Genomic DNA, 24,445 nt, shown 5'->3' with positions numbered 1-24,445 from the left:
GAACCATGATCCAGGAAACCCGCCGCACACTGGCCAGCCACACCCCGGTCTATTTCGCCGGTGACCGCGCCACCGATCTTTTCCGGGTCGAGCGCGGCGTCGTGATGGTGTTCAACCTGTTCGAGGACGGCCGTCGCCAGATCGTCGACTTCGTCACGGCTGGCGAACTCCTCCATTTCCAGTTCGACGGTGAGCTGGATCACTATGCCGAGGCGATCACCGAGGTCGAACTGGTCTCGGCGCCGAGCGATGCCGCCCTGTCGGATCCGGTCTGGGCCGAATACATCTTCCAGCAGATGCGCGGACGGCTCGACCGTGACCGCCGCCATGTCACCCTGCTGGCCCAGAAATCGGCGGCGGAACGCTTGGCGGAATTCCTGATCATCGTGTCGGACCGGCTGTCCACCCCGATCGGCGATATCGAACTGCCGATGACCCGGCAGGAAATCGCAGATTATACCGGCCTGACCATCGAGACGGTTTCGCGCCTGTTTTCCCGCTGGATGCGCGAACGCCGCCTCGTCGTGACCGGCAAGCGAACCTACCGCATCGAAGGCGCTCTGGCCGCCTGACCTTTCTCCCCAGTCCGGGTGCGGAATTCCCGTTTCTTTTGTTCAAGCGCAAGTCGTGAACCGCCCGGAACGCCTAAACCCCAATCATCACAACGCTGCTCAAACGGAGTGCAAGACATGAAAACCCGCAGCCTGAAAAACGTCCTCATCGCTGGCACCGCGACCGCACTGGTGGCCGCTGCGGCGGCTTTCATCTTCCAGCCGCTGGCCTATGGCCAGGACGATGCGGCCCCGGCGGCCAATATCGTCCGCGACCCCACGGAAGTGCCGGCTCCGATCACCGCCCGTGAGCCGCAGCGCCACCTGGTGGAACTGGAAACGGTGGAATTGGAAGGCCAGCTGGCCGACGGCTCGACCTACACCTACTGGACCTTCAACCATCAGGTCCCCGGACCGATGATCCGCGTCCGCGTCGGTGACACGGTGGAAGTCCGCCTGACCAATCACGAAGACAGCCTGATGCCGCACAATGTGGACTTCCACGCGGTAACGGGCCCCGGCGGTGGCGCTCCCGCGACGCTGGCCGGCCCCGGCGAGACCCGCTCCTTCGTCTTCCAGGCACTCAACCCCGGCGTCTATGTCTATCACTGCGCCACGCCGATGGTCGCCAGCCACATCGCCAATGGCATGTACGGCCTGATCGTCGTCGAGCCGGAAGACGGCCTGCCGGCCGTCGATCGCGAATTCTACGTCATGCAGGGCGAGATCTACACGGAAGAGGAGTTCGGCACGCCGGGTCACCTCACCGAAAGCATCGACAAGCTGCTCGACGAAGAGCCGGAATACTACGTCTTCAACGGCGCAGCCGGTGCCCTGCGGGACAACCCGCTGCAGGCCCGGGTCGGCGAGACCGTCCGCATCTTCTTCGGCGTGGGCGGCCCGAACAAGACGTCGTCCTTCCACGTGATCGGCGAGATCTTTGACGAGATCTATCCCTTCGGTTCCTTCACCTCGGAGACCATCAGCGACGTACAGACCGTGACGGTCGCACCGGGTGGTGCCGTCGCCGTCGACTTCGCGCTCGAAGTGCCGGGCAATTACATCCTGGTCGACCACGCCCTGTCGCGCGTCGAACGCGGCCTGGCCGGCATCCTCCACGTCGAAGGACCGGAAAACCCGGAAATCTTCGAGCCGCTCAGCGGCGTCTCTGAAGACTCGGGCCACTAGGCCCGATCGCGAGGAAGCGGGGCGGGCCTCCCTCCCCATGCCGCCCCGCTTCATCACCTTGTCCCAAACCAAGAAGGCCTGACCCCAATGAAACGCGCTCTCCTCCCCCTCGCCGCCGCCATCTTCGCCGCCGCCCTGCCGGCCGGCACAGCTCTGGCGGAAGACCATGAAATTCATATGCTCAACCGCGGCGCCGACGGCCAGTCGATGGTTTTCGAACCGGCCTATCTGGAAGTCGCCCCGGGCGACACGGTGACCTTCGTCGCCACGGACCGGGCCCACAATGCCGAAACCATTCCCGGCATGGTGCCCGAAGGTGGTGAAACCTTCCGTGGCCGCATGAATGAGGATGTCTCCGTCACCTTCACGGCCGATGGCGTCTATGGCGTGAAATGCCTGCCGCACTACGGTCTGGGCATGGTGGCCCTGATCAAGGTCGGCGAGGGCGACGCCCCGAACCTGGACGCGGCTGCCGGTGTGCGCCAGCCGGGCCGTGCCCGCCAGCGCATGGAAGCCCTCTTCCAGCAGATCGACGACTGATCTTCCACGGGCGGCGGCGCGTCCTCCCTCCCTCTCTTGCGCTGCCGTCCGCACCCTTCTTCTCCCTGACCTTATTCACCGCGTGGAGTCCCGCCATGTCACGCAAATCGCTTTATCTCGCCAGCGCGTCCCTCGCCGCGGCGATCTCCCTGGGAAGTGCCGCCAGCGCGTCCGAACACGTCAATCAACGCCCCGAAGAACCGGCGGCGCCCGCTGTCCAGGATGTCATCGTGGTCACCGGCTTCCGGATCACCACGAACGTGACCATCGAAGAGCACGTCTCCCCCGAACAGGCGCCCTTGCTGGGGCCTGATGCCGCCAGCCTGGTGGCGCGTCTGCCCGGTGCGGCGCTTGTCGACAATGGTTCGATCTCCGGCCAGGTCCAGTATCGCGGCCTGTTCGGCTCGCGTGCGCCCGTCGCGATCGACGGGGCTGCGGTGATGTCCGGTGGCCCCAACCTGATGGATCCCCCGCTTCACTATGCGCCGATGCCGCTGGTCGAGCGCATCGAGGTCGATCGCGGTGTGGCCGCGGTCAGCCGCGGGCCCGGCATGGGCGGCGGCATGAATGTCATCCTCAAGGGCGTCGACTTCGCGTCCGGTCACGAGATCGAATACGAGACGCAGACCATGGCCTCCGTGCGCAGTGTCGACGGATCCTATGCCGTGGGCGGTGTCGCGGGCGGTGCCAGCGAAGGCCGGCGCTTCCAGCTTCTGTTCTCGCGCGAGGAGGGCGGCGATATCGCCTTCTCCGGTGGTGACATTCCCAACAGCCATCACGAGCGCACGGTCTATGGCCTGGGCGGCGGGCTGGCGAGCGGCGATCATGCCGTGTCGCTCGACTATCGCCGTCTCGATACGGGGCCGACGGGCAATGCGGCGCTGGCGATGGATATCGAGCATGTCGAAACCGATGTTGCACGTCTGGCCTATGAAGGCGTGGCCGGCGGCATCGCCATCGACGCCGCCATTGGCTGGACGGATGTCAGCCATGGCATGGACAATTTCTCCCAGCGCCCCAATCCCGATCCGATGCGGCACCGCTATACGGTGGCAACGGCCAACACGGTTTCTGCCGAGCTGTCCCTCGGATTTGCGGCCCTGGGCGGCGATCTGGAACTGGGTATCGACCGGGAAGAGGCCGAACACGATGTTCTGATCTCCAATCCGAACAATGCCGCCTTCTTCCTCGGCTCGCTGCCGGACATAACGATCGAACGCACTGGCGCCTACGCCCAGTGGGAAGGCGTGATCCTGTCGCTGGAAAGCGAGCTGGGTATCCGCGCCGACTGGCATTCCGACGATGCCGGCCCTGCCCGTACGGGCGCGGCAGTTCCGGCCGGGGCGCAGATGCTGGCCGGCATGTTCAACATGGCCGATCGTGCGCATGACGACACGACGGTCGATGCGGTGGCGCGCTTCTGGCGGCACACGGATGGTCCGCTGACCTGGCGTCTCACCCTGGCCCGCAAGACGCGCATGCCGTCCTATGTGGAGCGCTATGCCTGGCTGCCCACGGGCGCCAGCGGCGGCCTGGCCGACGGCAATACCTATGTCGGCGACCTGCATCTCGAGCCCGAGACGGCCGACAGTATCGAGGCCGGCTTCGACTGGCGCGGCGACAGCGTCTATGTCCGCCCGACCGTCTTCTACCGCCGGGTCGACGATTTCATCCAGGGCGTTGCCTATGACGCCACGCCGGGCGTGATCGATACGCCGGTGGAAATGGTCTCGATGATGAATGGCGATGCCACACCGCTGCGCTTTGCCAATGTCGACGCCGAGTTCTTCGGCGTGGATGCCGACTTCGGCTGGCGGCTGTCCCGCGCCTGGCGCATCGATGGCGTGGCATCCCTCGTCAAGGGCGATCGCCGCGATATCGACGAGCCGCTCTACCGGATGGCCCCGGCGCGCCTCCTGCTCGACCTGACCTATGAGCAGGCGGACTGGAGCGTGTCGCTGGAGAGCCAGTTCGTGGCCGAACAGGATCGTGTTTCAGCCACCAATTCGGAGCAGGCGACCGACGGCTATGCGGTCTTCGGTGCCAATCTCGACTGGTATGCCCGGGACAATGTCCTCGTCACGCTGGGCGTAGAGAACCTGTTCGACGAGACCTATGAGAGACACCTGTCCGGCTATAATCGCGTCGCCGGTGGCGACGTGGCCGTGGGTGACCGCCTGCCAGGTCAGGGGCGCGGCGCCTACGCCCGGATCAGCGCGGCCTTCTGACCGCGCAATCCGGGGAACTGGAGGGTCGCGATGCGGGACATCGCGACCCTTTTTCTTTGCCGCGATCTCAATCGAGCGTGGCCAGAGCCTGCCGGATCGTGGCGGCGAATTGTGGCACCATCGCGTCGCGTATGGCTTCGCTGGCCCAGTAGGGGTTCATGAAGACGCACCGGATCAGGACCAGCCGGGCTTCGTCCGCCTTGCCGTCGAACCTGGCGATGTGACGCCCGATCTGGCCGCGATGATTGACGCTGCCCAGCGTGGTGGTCGTGACGACGAAATCGCCGGCGGCACACAGGGCGTCGTAGAGGGCCCGGGTCCGGCGATTGGCCGCGCTCAGCGCTTCGCCGGGGGTGCCGAGCGAGAAGCACACGATATTGGCATCGACCGGTTCGAGTACATGCACACCGTCAAGATCGCCCAGGACCTCGTTGCGGAAGACATCGCCCGACCGGATCATGCCGGCCAGCAGGGCGCCGAACCGGTCGGGCGCAAAGCCGATCGTGCGGCCGGTCAGCCAGACAGCCGTCGCTCCGGCTGCCGAGCGCGACCCCTCCAGCGTCGATATCCAGGGATCGTCGGAGATCTGCGGCCGCTCCAGATAGGGCGCGTCGAAGACCGAGACCGTGTAGTGGTCGGCGTCGCGGGCGAGAAACGCGCCGCAGGCATAGGGCACGAAGCCCAGCTTGTGGGGGTCGATCGTCACCGAATGGGCGCGCGAGACGGCCTTCAGTGCGGCGATCGTCGCGGGCTGGAGGACGGTTTCATGCGGACCGCCCGGAATCGTGCACAGGAAACCGCCATAGGCGGCGTCGACATGGTGCCAGATCCGCCAGCCGCGCTCGGTCCGCCACTGATCCAGCCGGTCGGCGATGCGGTCGATCGGATCGATCTCGCCGGTCTCTGTCGTGCCGGCAACCGAAACGACGGCGAGCACCGGCCGTGCCGCGGCTTCCGCCTCGGTCACCCGGCGTTCCAGATCAGCAAGATCGAAACGCCCCTCGGCGTCCAGGCCGATTTCCCAGAAGGCCTCTTCACCCAGCCCGAACACATTGGCAGCCTTGCGCCAGGAGAAATGCTTGCTCGCCGGAACCAGCACGACCGGGCCGAGATAGTGATGCCCGGCGGCCCTGGAGAGGCGGCGGAACACGTCGGCCGGATTGCCCGCCACGGCGCTGCAGTTGCGCAGCGCATCAGGGTCCGGGGCGTGCTGCTTCACGAGGGCGGCATAGCGTGTCCAGCCCATGTGTGCGGCCTCGAAAACATTGAGGGGCTCGCCGGTGTTTTCGGCGATCCACAGCGCCAGTGACAGCCAGTGATCCAGCCGGTAGCGGGCCCGCCAGACCCCCTCGAAATTCGCCACCGTTCCGCCGGAGGTGAAATGCCCCCGGGCCGTGGCCGGGTCATAGCCGATCATCTCCGCCAGCATGCCGATGGCTTCGGCTTCGATCACGGTGCCGACGCGCGAGACTTCCTTGGATGTATTGTTCGGATTGTGCAGCAGGGCGGTCAGCTGGCCGAACAGGGCCGGCAGGGTGAGCTCCGACACCATGTGGCCGGCATAGCGCGGCGAGTAGGTCGGCGTTTCACGCCGCATCAGCGTCTTGAGCGTATCGAGCTCCTGGCTCATCCGCTCGCGCTCGGCGAGGAAACCGGCGGAGAGGCGGTCGTCCCGGCTGATCGCGACGGGATCGCCGGTGCGGTCGCTTTTGCGCCAGTCGAACCAGTCATCGAGAATGGCCTGGAATTCGGCCCGGACCCAGGCCTCGTTCTCCGACTTGGGACCGGGGAAGTAGGCCTTTGCGCCCACGGCGTCGTCGCGTGAAGTCATGGATCGTCCCTTTTTTGGCGGTGCAGGCTGCGCTTTTTCGCACGATCGGGCATCCGGCCTTTTGACGCAGGTCAAACCAGGGCTTTGCGCCGCTCGCTTGCGCTGGCGCAATTGGACGTGGCGGCAACGGGCCTATCGAGGACGGGTCACAATCCCGGGAGTTCCCATCATGAAAGCCCTGCTTCTTGCCACCGCCGCGCTGGCCGCGCCGGTCGTGTTGTCCTCATCCGCGCTCGCAGACGACGGTCTGGCCGACAATCTCATTCTCAACATGCGCCTGCGCTATGAAAACGTCGACCAGGACGGCCTGGCAGAGACGGCTTCGGCGCTGACCCTGCGGACCCGTTTCGGCTTCGAGACACCGCGCCGGAACGGGTTCTCCGTTCTGCTGGAGGGTGAAAACACCGCGCACCTGATCGACGATTTCGCCGATACCGTCACCCCGAATCCGGGCTATCCGGTCGTCGCCGATCCGGAGATCACCGAGCTGAACCGGGCGCAGATATCCTGGCGTAGTGAGACCGGTGTTGGCGTCACGCTGGGGCGGCAATGGTTCGTGCTGGGCGATCAGCGCTTTGCCGGGCCGGTCGGCTTTCGCCAGAACAGCCAGTCGGTCGACGCGATACGGATCACCAGCGGCGACAGCTGGCCGGTGACGCTGGACTACACCTATATCGATCGCGTCCACCGCATTTTCGGCGACGACCACCCGCTGGGCGAGCTGGACAGTGCCTCCCACGCCGGCGAGGCGCGCGTGGACACACCGCTGGGCGAAGTTGCTGCCTTCGCGCTCCTGCTCGATTTCGACAATGCGCCGGCCCTGTCCTCACAGACGCTGGGGCTGCGCCTGACCGGTACGCACGAGGCGATCGCCTACCGGTTCGAACTGGCCAATCAGTCCGACTACGGCGCCAGTACCGGCGATTTCGACCTGACCTATCTGCGGGCCGAAGCGGACTACCGGTCCGGAAATCTCTCCATCGGCGGCGGGATCGAGGTGCTGGGCGGCGACGGAGTGCAGGGCTTCCAGACGCCGCTCGCCACGCTGCACAAATTCCAGGGCGCGGCGGATGTCTTCCTGTCGACCCCGGCCGACGGTCTGCGCGACCTCTATGTGCGCGGCAGCTGGCGCTTCCCGGATGCTGCGCCGGGACCGGTCAGCCTGGGCTTTGCCTGGCATGATTTCGCATCCGATGACGGCGATATCGACTATGGATCCGAGCTCGATCTCGTGGCCGGCCTGGCGCTGAGCGAGCGTCTGTCGGCGGAGGCCAAGGCCGCCGTCTTCGACGGCGATGCGGGCGGACCGGCAGACCGGACCAAGATCTGGCTGAGCCTGGTCTTCGACTATTGATCGCGCAGCTTGAACCGGCAGTAGGGACCTGTGCCGCTGCCGGTTCAAGCTCATGTTCTCGAGCGCTCGGAGCCGTCGCGGGATCAGGCGCGGATCTGCGCGAGGAAGCCGTCAACCTGCCGGCTGAGCGCAGACGACTGGTCTGACAGGTCCTGGGCAGCATCCAGCAGGTCGTTGCCGGCCTGACCCGTCTCCGACGCGGCCGTGGCGACATGGGTGATGCTGGAGGTCACTTCGATCGTGCCCTTGGCAGCCTCTTCGATATTGCGTGCAATCTCGCTGGTCGCTGCGCTCTGCTCCTCGACGGCGGCCGCGATCGCAGCGGCGATTTCCTGAACGTCGGTGATCGTCTTGCCGATGGTGCGGATCGCCCCGACGGTCCCTTCCGTGGAGTCCTGGATGCCGCGGATCTGGCCGGCGATCTCGTGAGTGGCGCGTGCGGTCTGGCCGGCCAGTTCCTTGACCTCGGAGGCGACGACGGCGAAGCCCTTGCCGGCCTCGCCGGCCCGGGCCGCCTCGATCGTGGCGTTGAGGGCCAGCAGGTTGGTCTGTTCGGCAATGGCGGTGATCAGCGAGAGAACCTTGTCGATCTCGGACACGGACTGGGTGAGCTGGCGGACGCGTTCGTCGGTATTGCTGACGTCTTCCACGGCGATACTGGTCACTTCGCTGCAGCGGCCGACCTGACGGGTGATCTCGGCAATGGAGCTGGACATTTCCTCTGCGGCGCTGGCGACGGTCTGGACATTGCCGGAAGCCTGTTCGGCAGCCGTTGCGACGGCGGTCGATTGCTCGGATGTCGCGGCCGAGGAGCGCGACAACGTCTCTGCCGAAGCGCGGGTCTGCTGGGCCGCCGATGCGATGGCCGACACGATCGACCCCACAGAGCCCTCGAACTCGCCGGCAAGCTGATTGCGCAGGGCCCGCGCCTCCTCTGCGGCCTGCTCCTTCGAGCGGGCTTCATTCTCCTCCAGGCGTTTCACCTCGATGGCGTTCTGGCGGAATGCCTCCAGGGCACGGCCCATCTGGCCGATCTCGTCCGTGCGGTCCGCCGCCGGGATCTCAGCATCCAGATCGCCCCCGGCAATCCGCACCATGGCACCCTGAAGCGTGTTCAGGCCGCGCAGGACCCGCGTCAGGACGAAGCCTGCAAAGGCGAGCAGGGTCAGGATGAGCAGTCCGACCGAGACATTGGTCAGCGTTTCGTAGAAGTGCGAGACAGAGCGCGCTTCAGCAATCCGGTCGCCCGTCCGGCTTTCCAGCATCACGAAGAAATCGTCGACCGGCTGCATGATCTCGGCCTTGTAGCGGTGATAGTCCGCCGAGTGCATCAGCTCGCGGGCCTCGCGCAGATCGCCCTCCGGATCGGACGAGCGACCCGATGCCACGGCTTCAACGAGATTCATGGCCCGCACTTCCAGCGCTATGAGCGCGTCGGAGTTGGCCTTGGCCTGGTCGAGCAGGGCGAATTCGGCATCGGTGAAGCCGGCGTCCGCCATCAGCTCGGTGAGGGAGGCCGACCCGGTCGCCGGCCGCGGTGCCGAAGCGCCGGCCGCCACGAAGTCCCAGTAGATGCGGTGATAGTCTTCGGGACGCGGACGGGTGCCGTCGCGAATTTCGACAATGGCGTTGTACTGGTCCCGGAAAGCTTCGTCGCCCGTGACCACATAGGTGCGCGCCAGCCGGGTCAGATCGTCCGAGCTCTGCCGCAGTTCGTCCGCAAGCAGGTAGGAATTGTATTGCTGTTCGAATGCGGCGCTCACCTCGGTGTGCGAGGCGTTGAGTTTCACGACGCTGAACACAAGAAAGGCACTGGCAATCAGGTTCACCACGCAAAGAATTGCCACGATCTTCTTCAGGCTGAACATGCGAAACTCCGCTGGAATGGACTATTGGCGGAGGTAGGTCCGGCGGGTTAACCGCCCCCTAATTGCGTCGCCCGTGCAAGCGCGTCCGGCGGGGCTGCGGGACAGCAATCGCGAGCCGCCATGCGGGATATTTCCGTGTCCCGCGAGGCTCGTCATTTTCTATGATACAAAGCATTGTATTTCAGGGGTTTTCACCGTCTGCCATCGTGGGTGGCAGAGCCTCGATCCCCTGGCCGAAGATCTCGCACATCCGTTCCAGGATCGTAGCGGCATCGGCGGAGTTGCACAGCCCGCCGGAGAGGTGATCGATGCGGCCGGTCTGGGCCAGCGACAGCGTGATGGCGCCGGACATCATGTGGTAGAACCAGTAGAGGTCGGCCAGCGAGCAATCCGGCCGCACCTCCCGCAGCAATTCCACGAAACGCTGGGTTACGGCATCGAAGGGTGAGGAATCATGCCCGATCTCGGCGGGGATCGGAGCGCTGTTGAGGCGCGCGATAACCGAGCCGTAGTGACGATGGCCGGGTGTGCCGTCGAGAATGAAGCTGAACGTCGGTTCCAGATAGGCGCGTACCAGGCCGGGTCCGGTCATCTTGCCGGCATGCTCGCGGGCATAGGCGTCCAGCGATGCGGTCCGGCGGGCGTTCACCATGTCGGCGCGGCGTTCGAGAACGGCGTCGATGACACCGGCCTTGGTGCCGAAATAATAGTGGATCAGAGCCGTATCGACGCCCGACTCGGTCGCGATCTGGCGCATGGAGACAGCTTCGAAACCGGCCCCGGCGAAGAGCGCTTCGGCGGCATCGAGAATGCGTTCGCGCGATTCCTCGCGGCGGTCCGCCTGGCGCCGGCGCCGTCGGGCCGGGCTGGCAGGGCCTGTGTCCGGTTTTGCGATCATGCTCTTGCTCATGGCCTCCCGTCTTGCACCGTTTTTCCTGCTGCGCCAAGGCGCAAGCATGCATCTCAATAAATTTATTGACCAATAAATAAATATATTGAGTATGTCTCCCGAACCGGCGCCAACGTGCCGGCAAGCGCAAAAATGCGCCGAGGGAGGAGAGCATGAAAAAGGGGACCGGCTCGTGTTTGCGGGCCAATTTGATGTCGTGTGCGGCGCTGGCAGGATTGCTGGCGACAGCGGCTGCGCAGGCCCAGGAGAGCGCGCCGGCCGGCGAAGGTGAACGCGCGGTCGATACCATCGTCGTCACGGCCCGCCGCCGTGAGGAAAGCCTGATCGACGTGCCGGTCGCGATGACGGTGCAGAGCGCCGAAGCGCTCGACCTGTCCGGCGCAACGGATATCACCGCGCTCCAGCGCAACACGCCCAACCTGACGCTTCAGGTCGCACGGGCGACGAATTCCACGCTGACAGCCTTCATCCGCGGTATCGGCCAGCAGGATCCGCTGTGGGGATTCGAGCCGGGGATCGGTCTTTACATCGACGATGTCTATGTCGCCCGCCCGCAAGGTGCGATCCTCGATATCCTGGACATCGAGCGGGTCGAGGTCCTGCGCGGTCCGCAGGGCACGCTCTATGGCCGCAACACGATCGGCGGGGCGATCAAGTTCGTCACCGCACGGCTGGACGACCAGCCGACCTTCTCCGTGCGGACCAATCTGGGCGAATACAATCAGCGCGATCTGATCGTCTCCGGCTCGGCACCGCTGTCTGACGGATTGCGCGTCGGCGGTGCGCTGGGGGTCTACCGGCGCGACGGCTATGGCACCAATCTGTGGAACGGTGCCGATATCGGGAACCGGGAAAGCTTTTCCGCGCGCCTCACCGTCGAGTTCGAACCGGCACCGGACTGGTTCTTCCGCCTCACGGCCGACCGGCTGGACGATGACAGCAATGCCAATCCCGGCCATCGCGAACTGCCCGTTCCCGCCGCCTTCGGTGCGCCGCCCATCACGACGCCTTTCGGGATCGATGTGCCGGCCGGCGCCTTCCCGGTTACGGACGATGTCTATGACAGCTGGGCGGGTGTCGACGAGACCAACGAAGTCATCAACCAGGGCGTCTCGCTGACCGGTGAATGGACCATCAGCGATCACCTCACCTTCAAGACCGTGACGGCCTGGCGCGATGGCGAGACCCATGGCGAGGGCATCGATTTCGATGGCACGCCGGCGCCGATCCTCGACGTACTCGCGCCCGAGACCGTCTATGACGACGACCAGTTCTCGCAGGAATTCCAGCTCCTGTTCGATCATGACCGCTGGCGCGGCGTGGCGGGCGTCTACTATCTCGATGCCTATGCCAGCGGCGGTTATGACACGGTGCTGGGCATCGGCGCGGCCGCCATTCCCGGTTCGCCGACGCCGAACTTCACCCAGGGCACGAGCGGGCATGTCGATACGACATCGCTTGCGGTGTTCGGCGAGTTCGACTTCGATCTCGCAGACCGCTGGACCCTCACGCTCGGCGGGCGCTGGACGCGCGACGAAAAGACCGGCCGCGTGTTCAAGGCGAATTATCTGGGTCTGGGATCGCCGGTCTCCGGCACGCCCAATACGCCGATCCAGATCCTCACCGACTACACCGCAGAGCGCGCCTTCGAGGAGTTCACGCCGCGTATCGGGCTGAGCTACCGGATCAGCGATACGCTGAACGCCTATGTCAGCTATGGCCGGGGCTTCAAGTCGGGCGGGTTCGACATGCGCGGCGACGCAGCGGCAACGCCGGCGACGATGGACGGCTATGATCCGGAAACCGTCGACTCGCTGGAGATCGGCCTGAAGGGCTATCTGTTCGACGACCGGGTGCGGTTCTCGGCGGCCATGTTCAACGCCTCCTATGACGGTCAGCAGGTGACAAGCCAGCAGGTCAACACGGTCGGCACGGGCCTGGTGAGTTTCATCGACAATGTCGGTTCCTCGACCATTCGCGGCGCCGAGCTGGAAGCGCAGGCCCGGCTGGGCGGCGGGTTCAGTCTCGATCTGGCGCTGGGCTATGTCGACGCTGCGTTCGACGAGTATCTGGCCTATGTGCCCAATGGATCGCCGCCGCCGGCCTATGTGCTGGCCGACGTTTCCGACGCACGCCAGTTCCAGAACACGCCGGACTGGAACGGATCGCTGGCGCTCAGCCACCATTCCGACGATGTGATCGGCGGCATGCTCGATCTGCGGGCGGCGGTGTCCTGGCGAAGCGACAGCTCGATGTTCGAGACGCCTGCGCCCGAGATCGACCAGCCGGGCTACTCGCTTGTCGACGCCAGCGCGGTGTGGACGTCCGGCTCCGGCCGCTGGCGGGCGGGACTGCATGCCCGCAACCTGACCGACGAGCGCTATCGCACGGGCGGCTACTACTTCCCCGGCCTGGCCTATGGCGACAGCATTATCGGCTTCTACGGACCGCCGCGCACGGTCTTTGCCTCGCTGGAATACCGCTACTGACCCCCGCAAGGACCGGCCGCCGATGCCAACCCGGCGGCCGGACCGGCTACAGGACTGATCATGACTTCACAAACAGAAGCGGCCGGGATCCGCTGGACCTCGGAAGACGGGCTCGACCTGTTCGCGCGCGATTACGGTCCCGCCGCAGCCACCGGCACTCCGGTGATCTGCATTCCCGGCCTCACCCGCAACAGTCTGGACTATGAAGACGTTGCGCCCTGGCTGGCAGCCCGGGGCCGGCGGACGCTGGCGGTCGATCTGCGCGGGCGTGGCCGGTCGGCGTCCGGCGATCCGGCGCGCTACCGGCTGCCGGTCTATGCCGCCGACATCGTCGCGCTCGCCGACCATCTGGGCATCGAACGGTTTCACATTCTGGGCACGTCGCTGGGCGGCATGGTGGCGATGCAGATGGCCCGGACCGATCTGCACCGGCTGGCCGGAGCGGTGCTCAACGATATCGGTCCGACGATCGAGAAGGCCGGAATCGTCCGGATATCCGGATATGCCTCGAGCGCGCCGGCCGTTACCGACTGGGCCGGCGCCGTTGCCTATGCGCAGCACATCGCCGGCGATGTCTTTCCGCACTACACGGATAGCGACTGGCGGCGCTTCACCGCCCGCATGTTTATCGAGACGCCTGACGGGAGTATGCAACCGACCTACGATCCCGCCGTGGCCGCACAGGCCCCGTCCTGGCTGATGCCGCTGGCGCGCTTCGTCATGTGGCGCAATTTTCGCCGCCTGGCGCGCCATCGCCCGGCGCTGGTTCTGCGCGGTGAACATTCCGACATCCTGTCGCGCCGGACACTTGCCCGGATGGCCGCGTGCTCGTCCTCGGTCAGCGCGCGCGAAATACCGGGCGCAGGACATACGCCGGACCTGTCCGAACCTGACAGCCGGACCGCGCTGGCGGGCTTCTTCGACGCGGTCGGATAGATCGATCTGCATGCGGCGGACTTGTCCGGCCCGGAAAAGCCCGGTCCTATTGGGCCCTGCCAACCTCCGGGACCGTCATCGTGCTACGCTTGCGTCATATCGAGATTTTCCATGCCGTCTACCGCTGCGGATCGATCAGTGCCGCCGCGCGCGAGCTGAATGTGTCCCAGCCCTCGGTCAGCAAGGTGTTGCGCCACGCCGAGGACCAGCTGGGCTATCCCCTGTTCGAGCGCGGCCGCTCCGGCCTGATCCCGACCGCGGCGGCGCACGAACTGTTCGACAAGGCCAAGGATGTCTATGGCGATGTCCGGGCCCTCAACCAGCTGGCCAAGAATATCCGCGAGCGCCGGGGCGGACATGTCCGCCTGGGCGTGCTGCCGTCGCTGGGGCTGAGCATCGTACCCGAGGCGATCGCAACCTATCGCAGGGTCCAGCCGGAGGTCAGCTTCGAGATCAATACGTTGCATTCCAGCGAGATCGCCGAGGCCCTGTTCCAGCAGGGGTGCGACATTGCCATCGGATACGGGGCACCGATGAATGCGCGGCTGGTCACGCAGGAGCTTGGCCGCAGCGAGCTGCTGCTCGTGGCCCGGCACGATCAGTTCGCCGGACGCGACAGCGTTTCCCTGGCCGATCTGGACGGCGTGGAATTCATCGGCCTGCGCGACAGCGGGCCTTGCGGAGACCTGTTCAGCGACCAGCTGTCCCGCGCAGGGGTGACGCTGCGCGAAGTGGTGACGGCACGCACCTACTATGTCGCGATGTCGCTCGTTCGGCACGGTGTCGGTGTTGCCGTGATCGACAGTTTCACGGCGGCTTTCAACGAGGACCCCGAGATCCGTCTCCTGCGTTTCCAGGACCCGATCCGCTACTCGGTGAACGCCGTTACGGCGGACTCCGTCGACACGGGCACGGGCGAACGCACAAACCAGGCGGAACTGGTTGATGGCTTCCTTGATGTGCTGCGCGCGGTGATTTCGCGAACTCACTCAGTGCACTGAGCGCCCGGACGCCCGCATTGCGGGCATAACCTTCGTCTATAGCCGCACAAAAACTGACTACGGCTGCGCGCCTTCACGGGCGCGTCATAATCTGAAAGCCTTTGCGATCAGGGCGCTGCCTCGTCACAGGGACGAGCGGGTCGGCGCCGTCATGCAGGGGAGATTGCTATGACCGTCGGGCGGGTTTCCAAACTCATTTTGCTCAGTTCAACCGTTCTGTTTTCGCAGGTGGCGAATGCCCAGGAAGCCGAGGCTCCGCCGCAGGACGATGACGAAACAGAAGTGATTGTCGTCACTGGTTCCAACATTGCCGGCACACCGATCACCGGCGCGCTGCCGGTCACCGTCATCGGCTCGGACGATCTCGATGCGATCGGCGCCTCGTCGATGGACGAGCTTTTCCGCTCCATCCCGCAAGCCGGTGATGTCGCCTTCCAGGAAGGCCGCACGGCGGGTGGCGTCAATGACGCACGCGGCGATGTCGCCTCGGTCGATCTGCGCTCGCTCGGTTCGGGCAATACGCTGGTCCTTCTGAACGGGCGCCGCCTGGTTCTGCACCCGGGCTATCAGACCGAGAACCTGGTGCCGGTGACGACGGTGAACGTGAATTCCATCCCCAATAACGGCGTCCGCCGGGTCGAAGTGCTGCGCGACGGCGCTGCCGCGATCTACGGCACGGATGCTGTGGGCGGCGTGGTGAACACGATCCTGCGCGACAATTTCGACGGTCTGACGGCCGAGATCGAGTATGGCGGGTCCGAGGGCACCTCGCTGCGCGAGCTCGAGGGCAGCATCGCCTTCGGCCGTGACTTCAACAATGGCCAGTCGAACCTCTCGGTCTTCATCGACTATATGGACCGCGCCGGCATGCCGGCCTCCGATCGCGATTATGCGGCCAGCTATGACGCACGCGACCAGGTGATCGGCACGCCGTTCGAGGGCGACACCGATTTCGACAACCGTTCGACCAACTCGCCCTTCGGCGAGTTCCAGACCTGGAACTACACGCCCACCATCCGGCAGAACGGAACGGCGCTGACCTCGTCGGGTGACTACTGGCATATCCAGCCGGACAGTGTGACCGGTTGCCTGGCCGATCTGGGCGCAGGGCTCTGCATCGATAACAGCACGCAGAATTCCACTTCGGACCGGGTCTATCGCTACAATTCCAACTTCGACCGCTGGATCTATGGCGACAATGAGCGGTTCAACGCCTTTGCCTTCTTCAACCACGATTTCGGCAACGGGCTGGAATTCTTCGCCGAAGCCGGGCTCTACCTGTCCGACTACATGACCCATCGCGAGCAGGCTTCGCCGCTCAGCGCCGCCGACATTATCGTGCCGGCCAGCAATTACTGGAATCCCTTCGGTCCGGTCACCTTCTCGGACGGCAGTGCCAATCCGAACCGTCTGCCCGGCCTGAACATTCCGGATGCGGGCGTGGCCAATATCATCAATGACTACCGCTTCGTCGATGCCGGACCGCGTGTCATCAATGTCGACAATACCAGCTACCGCCTTCTGGCGGGCCTGCGCGGCTCGTTCGGGGCCTGGGACTGGGAGTCGGCCATGCTGTGGTCAGAGGCCAGCACGGAAGACCGTACGAACCGCATCTCCAACACGCTGCTCCAGGAGTCGCTCGCGCTGGAAACGCCGGATGCCTACAACCCGTTCAACGGCGGCAATCTGGTCGACTTCTCCAACGGCGATTCGACGCCCAACCCGCAATCCACGATCGACAGCTTCATGGTCGATGTGACGCGGGAAAACTCCACCGAACTGGGTCTGTGGGACTTCAAGACCTCGCGGCCGGACCTGTTCCAGCTGCCGGGCGGCGGTGTCGGTGTCGCGCTCGGGGTAGAGCTGCGGCATGAGGCCTTCGAGGACGATCGGGACGATCGCCTGGACGGCACGATCACCTTTACCAATCCGATCAGTGGCGACTTCTTCGGATCCGATGTGCTCGGGTCCAGCCCGACGCCGGACTCCTCCGGTGACCGTTCGGTCTTCTCCTCCTACGCCGAACTCTCGGTGCCGCTGGTCAGCCGCGACATGAATATCCCGCTGATGCAGGCCATCGATGTTCAGCTGGCCGCGCGTTACGAGAATTATTCCGATGTCGGCGACGTGCTGAAGCCGAAGGCGGCGATTGGCTGGGAAGTGACCGACTGGCTGATGCTGCGCGGCTCCTACTCGGAAGGCTTCCGGGCACCGAACCTGCCGCAGATCCACGAGCGCGGCGTGGAACGCTCGAACACGCGCCTCGACTATGTCTTCTGCGAGGCCGATCTGCGCGCCGGCCGCATCGCCAATGTCGACGAGTGCCTGCGCTCGCAGTCGACGGTCAGTGTGCGCGAAGGGTCCAGCACGCTGGAGCCGGAAACCAACACGACCTACAGCTATGGCTTCGTCTTCCAGCCGCAGCTCTGGGATCGCCGCTTTGGCGATCTGACGGTCACGGTCGACTACTGGAACATCCAGCAGGAAAACGTCATCGGTATCTTCGGCGACGACAACCACCTCGCCTACGACTACCTGCTGCGCACCCAGGGCTCCTTCAATCCGGCGGTGATCCGCGAGGCGCCCAGCGCCGACGATATCGCCGACTTTGCCGGGACCGGTCTCGATGCGGTCGGCGAGGTGATCGAGGTGCAGGACACCTATCAGAACCTCCTGCCGCGGCAGATCGAAGGCGTCGACGTCACGGTCCTCTACGATATCGACGACACGCCGCTCGGCGACTTCCGGGTCTCCGTGACGGCGGCTCATCTGATCACCTTCGATCAGGAGCCCTCCCCGGAAGCTCAGGCCATCATCGATGCCCAGGATGCCGGCGAGATCTTCAGCGGTTTCGTGGTCGACGGGGCGGCGGGTCTGCTGCGCCAGGACGGCAATCCGGAATGGCGGGCAACGACCTCAATCACCTGGCGCAACGGCAATTGGGGCGCCGGCCTGTTCGGCCGCTACACCAGTTCCGTGCTGGACACCGGGGCGACGCTCGGCGACGGTACCCAGTTCGAGGTCGACGAGTGGTATTACGGCAATGTCTATGTCCAGTACACGTTCGACCGTGAAGACGTGCTGGACAATACCCGGGTCCGGGTCGGGGCGCGCAACTTCACCAATGAGGCGCCGCCGCTGGCCGACAGCACGTTCAACTATCTGGGAACGCTGCATTCGGCACGGGGACGTTTCCTCTACGCCTCGGTCCGCAAGTCCTTCTAGGGCAGGAACCATGCTTGCAAAGACGCTTCAGGCGGCCGGTGCATTTGCACTGGCCGCCCTGGTCCCGGCTGCTCCGGCCGCGGCAATGCAAACGCTTGCTTTCACGGGCGGCACCGTTGTCGACGGAAGCGGCGCTCCTGGCCGGATCGCCGACATCGTCACGCAAGACGGACGGATCGTGTTTGTCGGCGCGCTCGATGAGAGCGGGCTGACGCCCGACCGGATCATCGCTGCGGACGGGCTGGTCGTTGCGCCCGGCTTCATCGATCCGCACACGCATGCTCTCGCGGATCTGGCGGCCGCCGAAGCCGACCGCCGCCGCAGCGACAATATTCTCTTCCAGGGTGTGACCACGGTCGTCGTTGGCAATGATGGCGGCGGCGAGCCGGCCGTTGGCAGCCTGGCTGAAGACCTGCGGGCGCGGGGCATCGGTCCCAATGTCGGCTTTCTGGTTGGTCTGGGGCCGATCCGGACCGCCGTGATCGGCGAAGACAACCGCACGGCAACCGCCGATGAACTCGCCCGCATGCAAGCCATGCTGGCAGGGGGAATGTGCGAGGGCGCCATCGGTTTTTCCACCGGGCTTCACTACACGCCGCAGAATTTCGCGCCGCTGGACGAAGTGGTGGCGCTGGCCACCGTGGCTGCCGAGCGCGGCGGTCTCTATGACAGCCACATTCGCGACGAGAGCAGCTATTCCCAGGGACTTGTGGCCTCGATTGAGGAAGCCATCACGGTCGGCCAACGCTCCGGCGCGCCGGTCCATATCGCCCATATCAAGGCGCTCGGTCCCGATGTCTGGGGACAGAGCGAAGCCGTGATCGCACGGGTCGAAGCGGCGCGTGCAAACGGTCTGCGTGTCACGGCCGACCAGTATCCCTGGCGCGCCTCGGGCACGCGGCTGGCCAATGCGCTGGTGCCGCGCTGGGCGCTGGATGGCGGCCGCGAGGGGCTGCTGGCCCGGCTGGACGATCCGGAGGTGCGGCCGCGCCTGGTGGCCGAAATGCACGACAATCTGCGCCGCCGCGCCGGGGCGGAGGCCCTGCTGCTCACCCGGCCATTGCGCGGGGCCGACCCGGCACTGGGCGGTCACACGCTGGCGGCCATCGCCGAGCAGCGCGGCGAGGACGCGGTCGAAACCGCGATCGCCATCATCCGCTCCGGCGGCTACCGCGTTGCGTCCTTCGTCATGGACGGGGCCGATATCGAAGCCTTCGCCGGTCAGGACTGGGTGATGACGGCGTCCGACGGGTCGACCGGGCACCCGCGCCGCTTTGCAACCTTCCCCAAGGCCTATCGCGATCTCGTCGTGGACGGCGGGATGATGTCGCTGGAACGCTTTGTCCGGCGCAGCACCGGCCTCACCGCCGACACGTTCGGCTTCACCGGGCGCGGCTATCTGCGCGAAGGCTATATCGCCGATATCGTCGTCTTCGATCCGCAATCATTTGCGCCGCGCGCCGGCTATGCCGCGCCGGAAGAATTGTCCGAGGGCGTGCGCTATCTGCTCGTCAACGGCGCGCTGGCCATCGAGAATGGCGCGACCACCGGCGCGCTGGCCGGCCAGCCGGTCCTGCGCGACACCAGCCATATCGATCTGTGCGAGGAATAAACCTTGTCTTTCTGGTTCAATATCGTCCTCTGGAAACGCATTCTCCTGGCCCTCGCGCTCGGCGCTGTGGCCGGCTATTTCGCCGGTGATGCCGTCGAACATCTGCGCTGGGTGGGCGATCTCTTCATCCGGCTGATCCGGATGCTGATCATCCCGCTCGTCTTCGTCACCCTGGTCTCGGGCGTGACGGCGATGAGCGATCCCAAACGGCTCGGTTCGATCGGCGGCAAGGCGATCGCGCTCTATCTGGCCACCACCCTGTTCGCGATCCTGCTGGGCCTGGCGCTGGCGGCCGGGCTGCGGCCGGGCGACGGGATCGACCTGTCCGGGGCGACGCCGCAGGAATTGTCCGAGCCGATGGGACTGACCGAGCGCCTGCTGGCGATCGTGCCGGAAAACCCCTTCGCCGCCTTTGCCCAGGGCGATCTCCTGGCCGTGATCTTCTTCGCGCTGATGACCGGGACCGGCATCCTGATCGGCGGCGAGAAGACGAAAGCGCTCAAATCCGCCTTCGACGCAGGCGCCGAGACCATGCTGAACGTCACCGGCATCGTCATGGAATTCGCGCCTTTCGGCGTCTTTGCCTTGGTCGCCTGGGTGATGGGCACGAGCGGGCTCAGCGCCTTTGCCAATCTCTTCGTCCTGGCCGTGACCGTGGTGGCGGGCTGTCTCCTGCACATCGTCATCACGCACGCCCTGTTCGTGAAATTCCTCGCCCGCCTGCCGGTCATTCCCTTCCTGGGCGGGGTGCGCGAGGCCCAGCTGGTCGCATTCTCGACCTCGTCGAGCTCGGCGACCCTGCCCTCGACCCTGTCGGCGGCCGAGCACAATCTGGGCATCAAGCCCGCCGTCGCCTCGTCCATCCTGCCGCTGGGTGCGACGGTGAACATGGACGGTACCGCGCTCTATGTGGCCATCGTGGCGGTCTTCGCGGCCCAGGCTTTCGGCATTCCGCTGGAGCTGCAGGACTATCTGCTGATCGCGCTGACCACCACGCTGGTGTCGATCGGCACGGCGTCGGTGCCCTCCGCCTCGCTCTTCCTGATCGCCGCCGTGCTGCAGACGATCGGCATGACGCCGGAGCAGATCGCCCTTGTGGTCGGCTTCATCCTGCCCTTCGACCGCATTCTCGACATGACCCGCACCGTCACCAACGTCACCGGCGACCTCTGCGTCGCCACCGTCGTCGGCCGCTGGGAAGGCGAGATCGACGAAGAGGTCTACCGGGCCAAGCCGGTCGAATAGCCGCGCACCAAAACCGACAATCCAGGGGACAACCGCCATGATGCCGTTTCTTCGCACGCTCTGCACCGCCACCCTGTGTGCCGCGACACTCCTTCCGGCCGCGACCGGTCCGTCGGCGGCCCAGTCCTCGCTGCTCGACTATGGCAGCATTGTCCATCCGGTCGTCGACGAGGACGGGATGGTGGTCAGCCAGAACGAGATCGCCAGCCGTGTCGGTGCTGAAATCCTCGCGGCCGGCGGCAATGCCGTCGATGCGGCCATCGCAACCGGTTTCGCGCTCGCCGTCACCCTGCCGCGCGCCGGCAATCTGGGCGGCAGCGGCTACATGCTGGTCTATATCGCCGAGGAAGACCGGGTCCTGGCACTCGACTACCGCTCGGCCGCGCCGGCTGCTGCGACGGCGGAAATGTTCCTCGACCGCCGCGGGCGGATCAATGATGAGGCCAATTACGGCCATCGCGCCGCCGCCGTTCCGGGAACCGTCGCCGGCTTCGCCGCGGTGCACGAACGGTACGGGGTGTTACCCTGGGCGGACCTTATTGCACCCGCTATGTCACTCGCACAGGACGGTATTGTCGTCTCAAGGGATCTCTCCGAGGCCCTGCAATGGGGCGAGCGCCGCCTGTCGAGTTCCGATGCTGCCCGCGCCGCCTTCTTCCATCCCGATGGCAGTCCCTACCGGTTCGGGGAACGGCTGGTGCAGCCCGATCTCGCCTGGACGCTGCAACGGCTGATGACCGCGGGGCCGCGCGATTTCTACGAAGGCGAGATCGCCCGGCGCATCGTCGCGGACATGGAGCGCAATGGCGGGCTGATCTCGATGGAGGATCTTGCCGCGTATGAAGCGCAATGGCGTGAGCCGATCCGCACCACCTATCGCGGCCATGAGGTCGTGACCATGCCGCCGTCGAGCTCGGGCGGGATCGCCCTGCTGCAGATGCTCAACATGCTGGAGCACTTCAATCTTTCGGCGATGGGCGCGAACAGTGCCGCGACCCTGCACACGCTGTCGGAAGTGATGCAGCTCGCCTATGCCGATCGCACGCAATATCTGGGCGATCCGGACTATGTGCAGGTGCCGGTCGAGACGTTGATCTCCAAGGCCTATGCCGAGGAACGCGTCAGTCACGTCTCGCGCACGTCGGCATCGCCGGCCAGCGCCGTCTCGCCGGGCGATCCGCTTGCCTTCGAGAGCCCGGATACCACGCACTTCTCGGTCGCCGATTCCGCCGGCAATGTCGTCTCTAACACCTATACGCTGGGCTCGTCCTTCGGTTCGGGCGCCCTCGTCGAAGGGGCCGGCTTTCTGCTGGACAACCAGATGAAGAACTTCGCCCTGCGCTCGCATCTCAATGATGTGCGCGGCATGCAGTCGAATGTCGCGAACCGGCTGGAACCCGGCAAGCGCATGACGTCCAGCATGACGCCCACCATCGTGTTCCGCGATGGCGAGCCCTATCTCGTCGTCGGCACGCCGGGCGGTTCCACCATTATCAATACCGTGCTGCAGGTGATCCTGAACGTGATCGATCACGACATGAACATTGCCGAGGCCGTGCAGGCGCCGCGCATTCATCAGAACTGGTATCCGGACGAGCTGGAAGTGGAGCCCGGCCTGTCGATCGACACGCTGCGCCTGCTGGGCAGCCTGGGCCACGAGATCGAGTTCTCCGACACGATCGGCAGCGCCCAGTGCATCCGCATCGCGGACGGTGTGTTCGAGGGTGCGGCGGATCCGCGGCGTCCCGATGCCCGGGCGGCCGGGGTCAGAAATGTCGGCACCCTGCCAGGCTATCGCTGGTAGGGCGCCGACAGGCGGGAGGGTCGGGGATCAGCCCTTGTGGGCGATGGCTTCGATCTCGATCAGCGCGTCGCCGGCCAGCAGGCCGGACACCACCGTCGAGCGGGTCGGGAAGGGTTCGGCGAACCGCGCGCGATAAACGGCGTTGAACTCACCTGCCAGCGCGGCATCGGTCAGCCAGACCGTGGTCTTGACGACATTGTCCAGCGTCATGTCGTGCCGGGCGAGAACCGCGGCCAGATTGTCGATGGCCCGGCCCGCCTGTTCGGTTATCCCGCCGGCGACCATTTTCCCGTCATCGCCGCGCGGCAGCTGGCCGGATATGAACAGCAGGCCCGCCGCTTCGCGTGTGGGGCTAAGGGGTGGCGGCAAGGGTTTTGACGTCATGTGCGGCATGTCCTTCTGATACCGGGTTGAAATCGGGTGCAATCTGGCGGGCCAGCCGCTCGCCGGACCCCATTGCCAGGGTCCAGCCCAGCATGCCGTGCCCGACATTGTAGGCGAGCGCCGGGCCGGCCTGTCCGATGCAGGGCAATGAGTTCGGCGTCATGGGGCGCAGCCCGGCCCAGAAGCTTGAAGCATCGTCAAAGGCGGCGGCCTGAGGCAGCGAGGCTCTTGCGTGCTGTAACAGCGTGTTGAGCCGGGCCGGATCCGGATCGGCCGAGCGCCAGCCGAGATCGGCCAGTCCCGCGACGCGGATGCGGCCAGCGAGCCGGGTGAAGACAAGCCGTCTGGTCGTGTCTGTCAGGCTGACCGTCGGCGCGGCGTCACCGGGCGGAGCGGTCAGCGAGTAGCCTTTCATGGGCATGACCGGGATCGATACGCCGAAGGGGTGAAGCAGGCGGCGGGCATCGGCACCGGCGCACACGACGGCCATGTCGGCCTTCACAGCCTGGCCGTCGGTGCACAGAAGCGCCTGACCCGATACCGTACTGACCTCGCTGACGGTGGCGTCGAAGATCACCCGCACGCCATAGCGTGCCTGGAGCAGCTCAAGCATGTTGCTGGAAAACCGGAACGAGTCGCCGACGGCTTCATCCGGTGTGTAGATGATGCCGACCGGCCGGTCCGGCGCCGCATCGAGCGCCGGTTCGATCGCGCGGGCTTCGTCAAAGCTGAGAGCCTGCTGGGCCGCCGGCCCGACATTCTTCATCCCCATCACCCGGCGCGCCGCAGCGAAGGCGGTTTCGGTGTGATAGAGGTGCATCTTGCCGCGCACCGCATAGCCGAAATCAAGATCGTGCGTGGCCAGCAGGCTGGCCATCTGCAGCCGGGACTCCAGCCCCAGTTCGAGGGCTGCCAGCGTATTGCGCTTGAACCGACCGGCGGTGCAGTTGCGCAGAAAGGCCAGCAGCCAGCGCAGATAGTCCGGATCGAGGCTCAATCGCATGCGGAAGGCTTCGCTGCGGCCGAGAAGCAGGCCGGGCATGTCGCGGAACAGGCGCGGATTGGCAAGGGCGTCGGTGTAAAGGTAGCTCAGTTGAGCCCCGTTGGCGTAGGACGCGCCGCGGCCGGCGGACTCGCGGCCGTCGATCACCGTGACATCCAGCCCGCGCCTGGCCAGGGCATAGGCGGTCGCCACGCCGACCACGCCGGCACCGATAATGGCCACGGATTTCAGCGTGCGCGTCATGCCGCGTTTGGTCCCGCTTGTCTTGTGCGGGCA

The 24,445-nt window shown here is 65.5% G+C and carries 17 protein-coding genes; 12 read left to right on the top strand and 5 right to left on the bottom strand.

Annotation, left to right across the window (positions count from 1 at the left end):
- Window positions 1-5: 5 nt before the first annotated feature.
- The 4 genes from ABJO18_RS06915 to ABJO18_RS06900 all read left to right on the top strand — a co-directional run bounded on the left by ABJO18_RS06915 (window position 6) and on the right by ABJO18_RS06900 (window position 4,507).
- Entirely contained in the window at window positions 6-572 is a 567-nt protein-coding gene (locus ABJO18_RS06915) for a Crp/Fnr family transcriptional regulator (protein WP_348509138.1), read from the top strand.
- Between the two features lie 117 nt (window positions 573-689).
- Window positions 690-1,739, top strand: a complete 1,050-nt coding sequence (gene nirK, locus ABJO18_RS06910) for a copper-containing nitrite reductase (protein WP_348509137.1) — start codon at window positions 690-692, stop codon at window positions 1,737-1,739.
- An 87-nt stretch (window positions 1,740-1,826) separates the two neighbouring features.
- The gene (locus ABJO18_RS06905; RefSeq protein ID WP_348509136.1) at window positions 1,827-2,279 is read left to right on the top strand and encodes a pseudoazurin; all 453 of its coding nucleotides are present in this window, start codon (window positions 1,827-1,829) and stop codon (window positions 2,277-2,279) included.
- A 95-nt stretch (window positions 2,280-2,374) separates the two neighbouring features.
- Complete coding sequence (locus ABJO18_RS06900; RefSeq protein WP_348515810.1) at window positions 2,375-4,507, top strand: TonB-dependent receptor; 2,133 nt, start codon at window positions 2,375-2,377, stop codon at window positions 4,505-4,507.
- Between the two features lie 67 nt (window positions 4,508-4,574).
- Here ABJO18_RS06900 and ABJO18_RS06895 read toward each other — a convergent pair whose 3' ends face one another.
- Window positions 4,575-6,338 (bottom strand): pyridoxal-dependent decarboxylase, encoded by a 1,764-nt coding sequence (locus ABJO18_RS06895; RefSeq protein WP_348507204.1) that lies wholly within the window; start codon window positions 6,336-6,338, stop codon window positions 4,575-4,577.
- 169 nt (window positions 6,339-6,507) lie between these two features.
- On the opposite strand from ABJO18_RS06895, the gene ABJO18_RS06890 reads away from it, so the two are divergent.
- The gene (locus ABJO18_RS06890) at window positions 6,508-7,692 is read left to right on the top strand and encodes a hypothetical protein (protein ID WP_348507205.1); all 1,185 of its coding nucleotides are present in this window, start codon (window positions 6,508-6,510) and stop codon (window positions 7,690-7,692) included.
- A gap of 83 nt (window positions 7,693-7,775) precedes the next feature.
- On the opposite strand, the gene ABJO18_RS06885 is transcribed toward ABJO18_RS06890, so the two are convergent.
- Window positions 7,776-9,560, bottom strand: coding sequence for a methyl-accepting chemotaxis protein (locus ABJO18_RS06885; protein ID WP_348507206.1), 1,785 nt, complete (start codon window positions 9,558-9,560; stop codon window positions 7,776-7,778).
- Between the two features lie 181 nt (window positions 9,561-9,741).
- Window positions 9,742-10,470 (bottom strand): TetR/AcrR family transcriptional regulator, encoded by a 729-nt coding sequence (locus ABJO18_RS06880; RefSeq protein ID WP_348507207.1) that lies wholly within the window; start codon window positions 10,468-10,470, stop codon window positions 9,742-9,744.
- Between the two features lie 152 nt (window positions 10,471-10,622).
- Between ABJO18_RS06880 and ABJO18_RS06875 the strand changes: the two genes are divergently transcribed.
- The 7 genes from ABJO18_RS06875 to ggt all read left to right on the top strand — a co-directional run bounded on the left by ABJO18_RS06875 (window position 10,623) and on the right by ggt (window position 22,782).
- Entirely contained in the window at window positions 10,623-12,959 is a 2,337-nt protein-coding gene (locus ABJO18_RS06875; protein ID WP_348507208.1) for a TonB-dependent receptor, read from the top strand.
- Between the two features lie 60 nt (window positions 12,960-13,019).
- Entirely contained in the window at window positions 13,020-13,895 is an 876-nt protein-coding gene (locus ABJO18_RS06870; protein WP_348507209.1) for an alpha/beta hydrolase, read from the top strand.
- Between the two features lie 80 nt (window positions 13,896-13,975).
- On the top strand, window positions 13,976-14,896 hold the full coding sequence (locus ABJO18_RS06865) for a LysR family transcriptional regulator (protein ID WP_348507210.1): 921 nt from the start codon (window positions 13,976-13,978) through the stop codon (window positions 14,894-14,896).
- A gap of 168 nt (window positions 14,897-15,064) precedes the next feature.
- Window positions 15,065-18,121, top strand: coding sequence for a TonB-dependent receptor (locus tag ABJO18_RS06860; RefSeq protein WP_348515809.1), 3,057 nt, complete (start codon window positions 15,065-15,067; stop codon window positions 18,119-18,121).
- A 10-nt stretch (window positions 18,122-18,131) separates the two neighbouring features.
- Entirely contained in the window at window positions 18,132-19,733 is a 1,602-nt protein-coding gene (locus ABJO18_RS06855) for an amidohydrolase family protein (protein WP_348515808.1), read from the top strand.
- Between the two features lie 3 nt (window positions 19,734-19,736).
- A complete protein-coding gene (locus tag ABJO18_RS06850) occupies window positions 19,737-20,978 on the top strand; it encodes a dicarboxylate/amino acid:cation symporter (RefSeq protein ID WP_291888707.1) in 1,242 nt (413 codons plus the stop codon).
- A gap of 37 nt (window positions 20,979-21,015) precedes the next feature.
- A complete protein-coding gene (gene ggt, locus ABJO18_RS06845; RefSeq protein ID WP_348508245.1) occupies window positions 21,016-22,782 on the top strand; it encodes a gamma-glutamyltransferase in 1,767 nt (588 codons plus the stop codon).
- A gap of 27 nt (window positions 22,783-22,809) precedes the next feature.
- On the opposite strand, the gene ABJO18_RS06840 is transcribed toward ggt, so the two are convergent.
- A complete protein-coding gene (locus tag ABJO18_RS06840) occupies window positions 22,810-23,166 on the bottom strand; it encodes a RidA family protein (RefSeq protein WP_348508244.1) in 357 nt (118 codons plus the stop codon).
- On the bottom strand, window positions 23,135-24,412 hold the full coding sequence (locus ABJO18_RS06835) for an FAD-dependent oxidoreductase (protein WP_348508243.1): 1,278 nt from the start codon (window positions 24,410-24,412) through the stop codon (window positions 23,135-23,137). Before ABJO18_RS06835 ends, ABJO18_RS06840 begins: the two co-directional genes overlap by 32 nt.
- Window positions 24,413-24,445 lie beyond the last annotated feature (33 nt).

The organism is Maricaulis sp. (assembly GCF_039978735.1).
Taxonomy (GTDB): domain Bacteria; phylum Pseudomonadota; class Alphaproteobacteria; order Caulobacterales; family Maricaulaceae; genus Maricaulis.
Note: the sequence above shows the minus strand (reverse complement) of the source record. Positions and strands in the feature narration are given on the sequence as shown.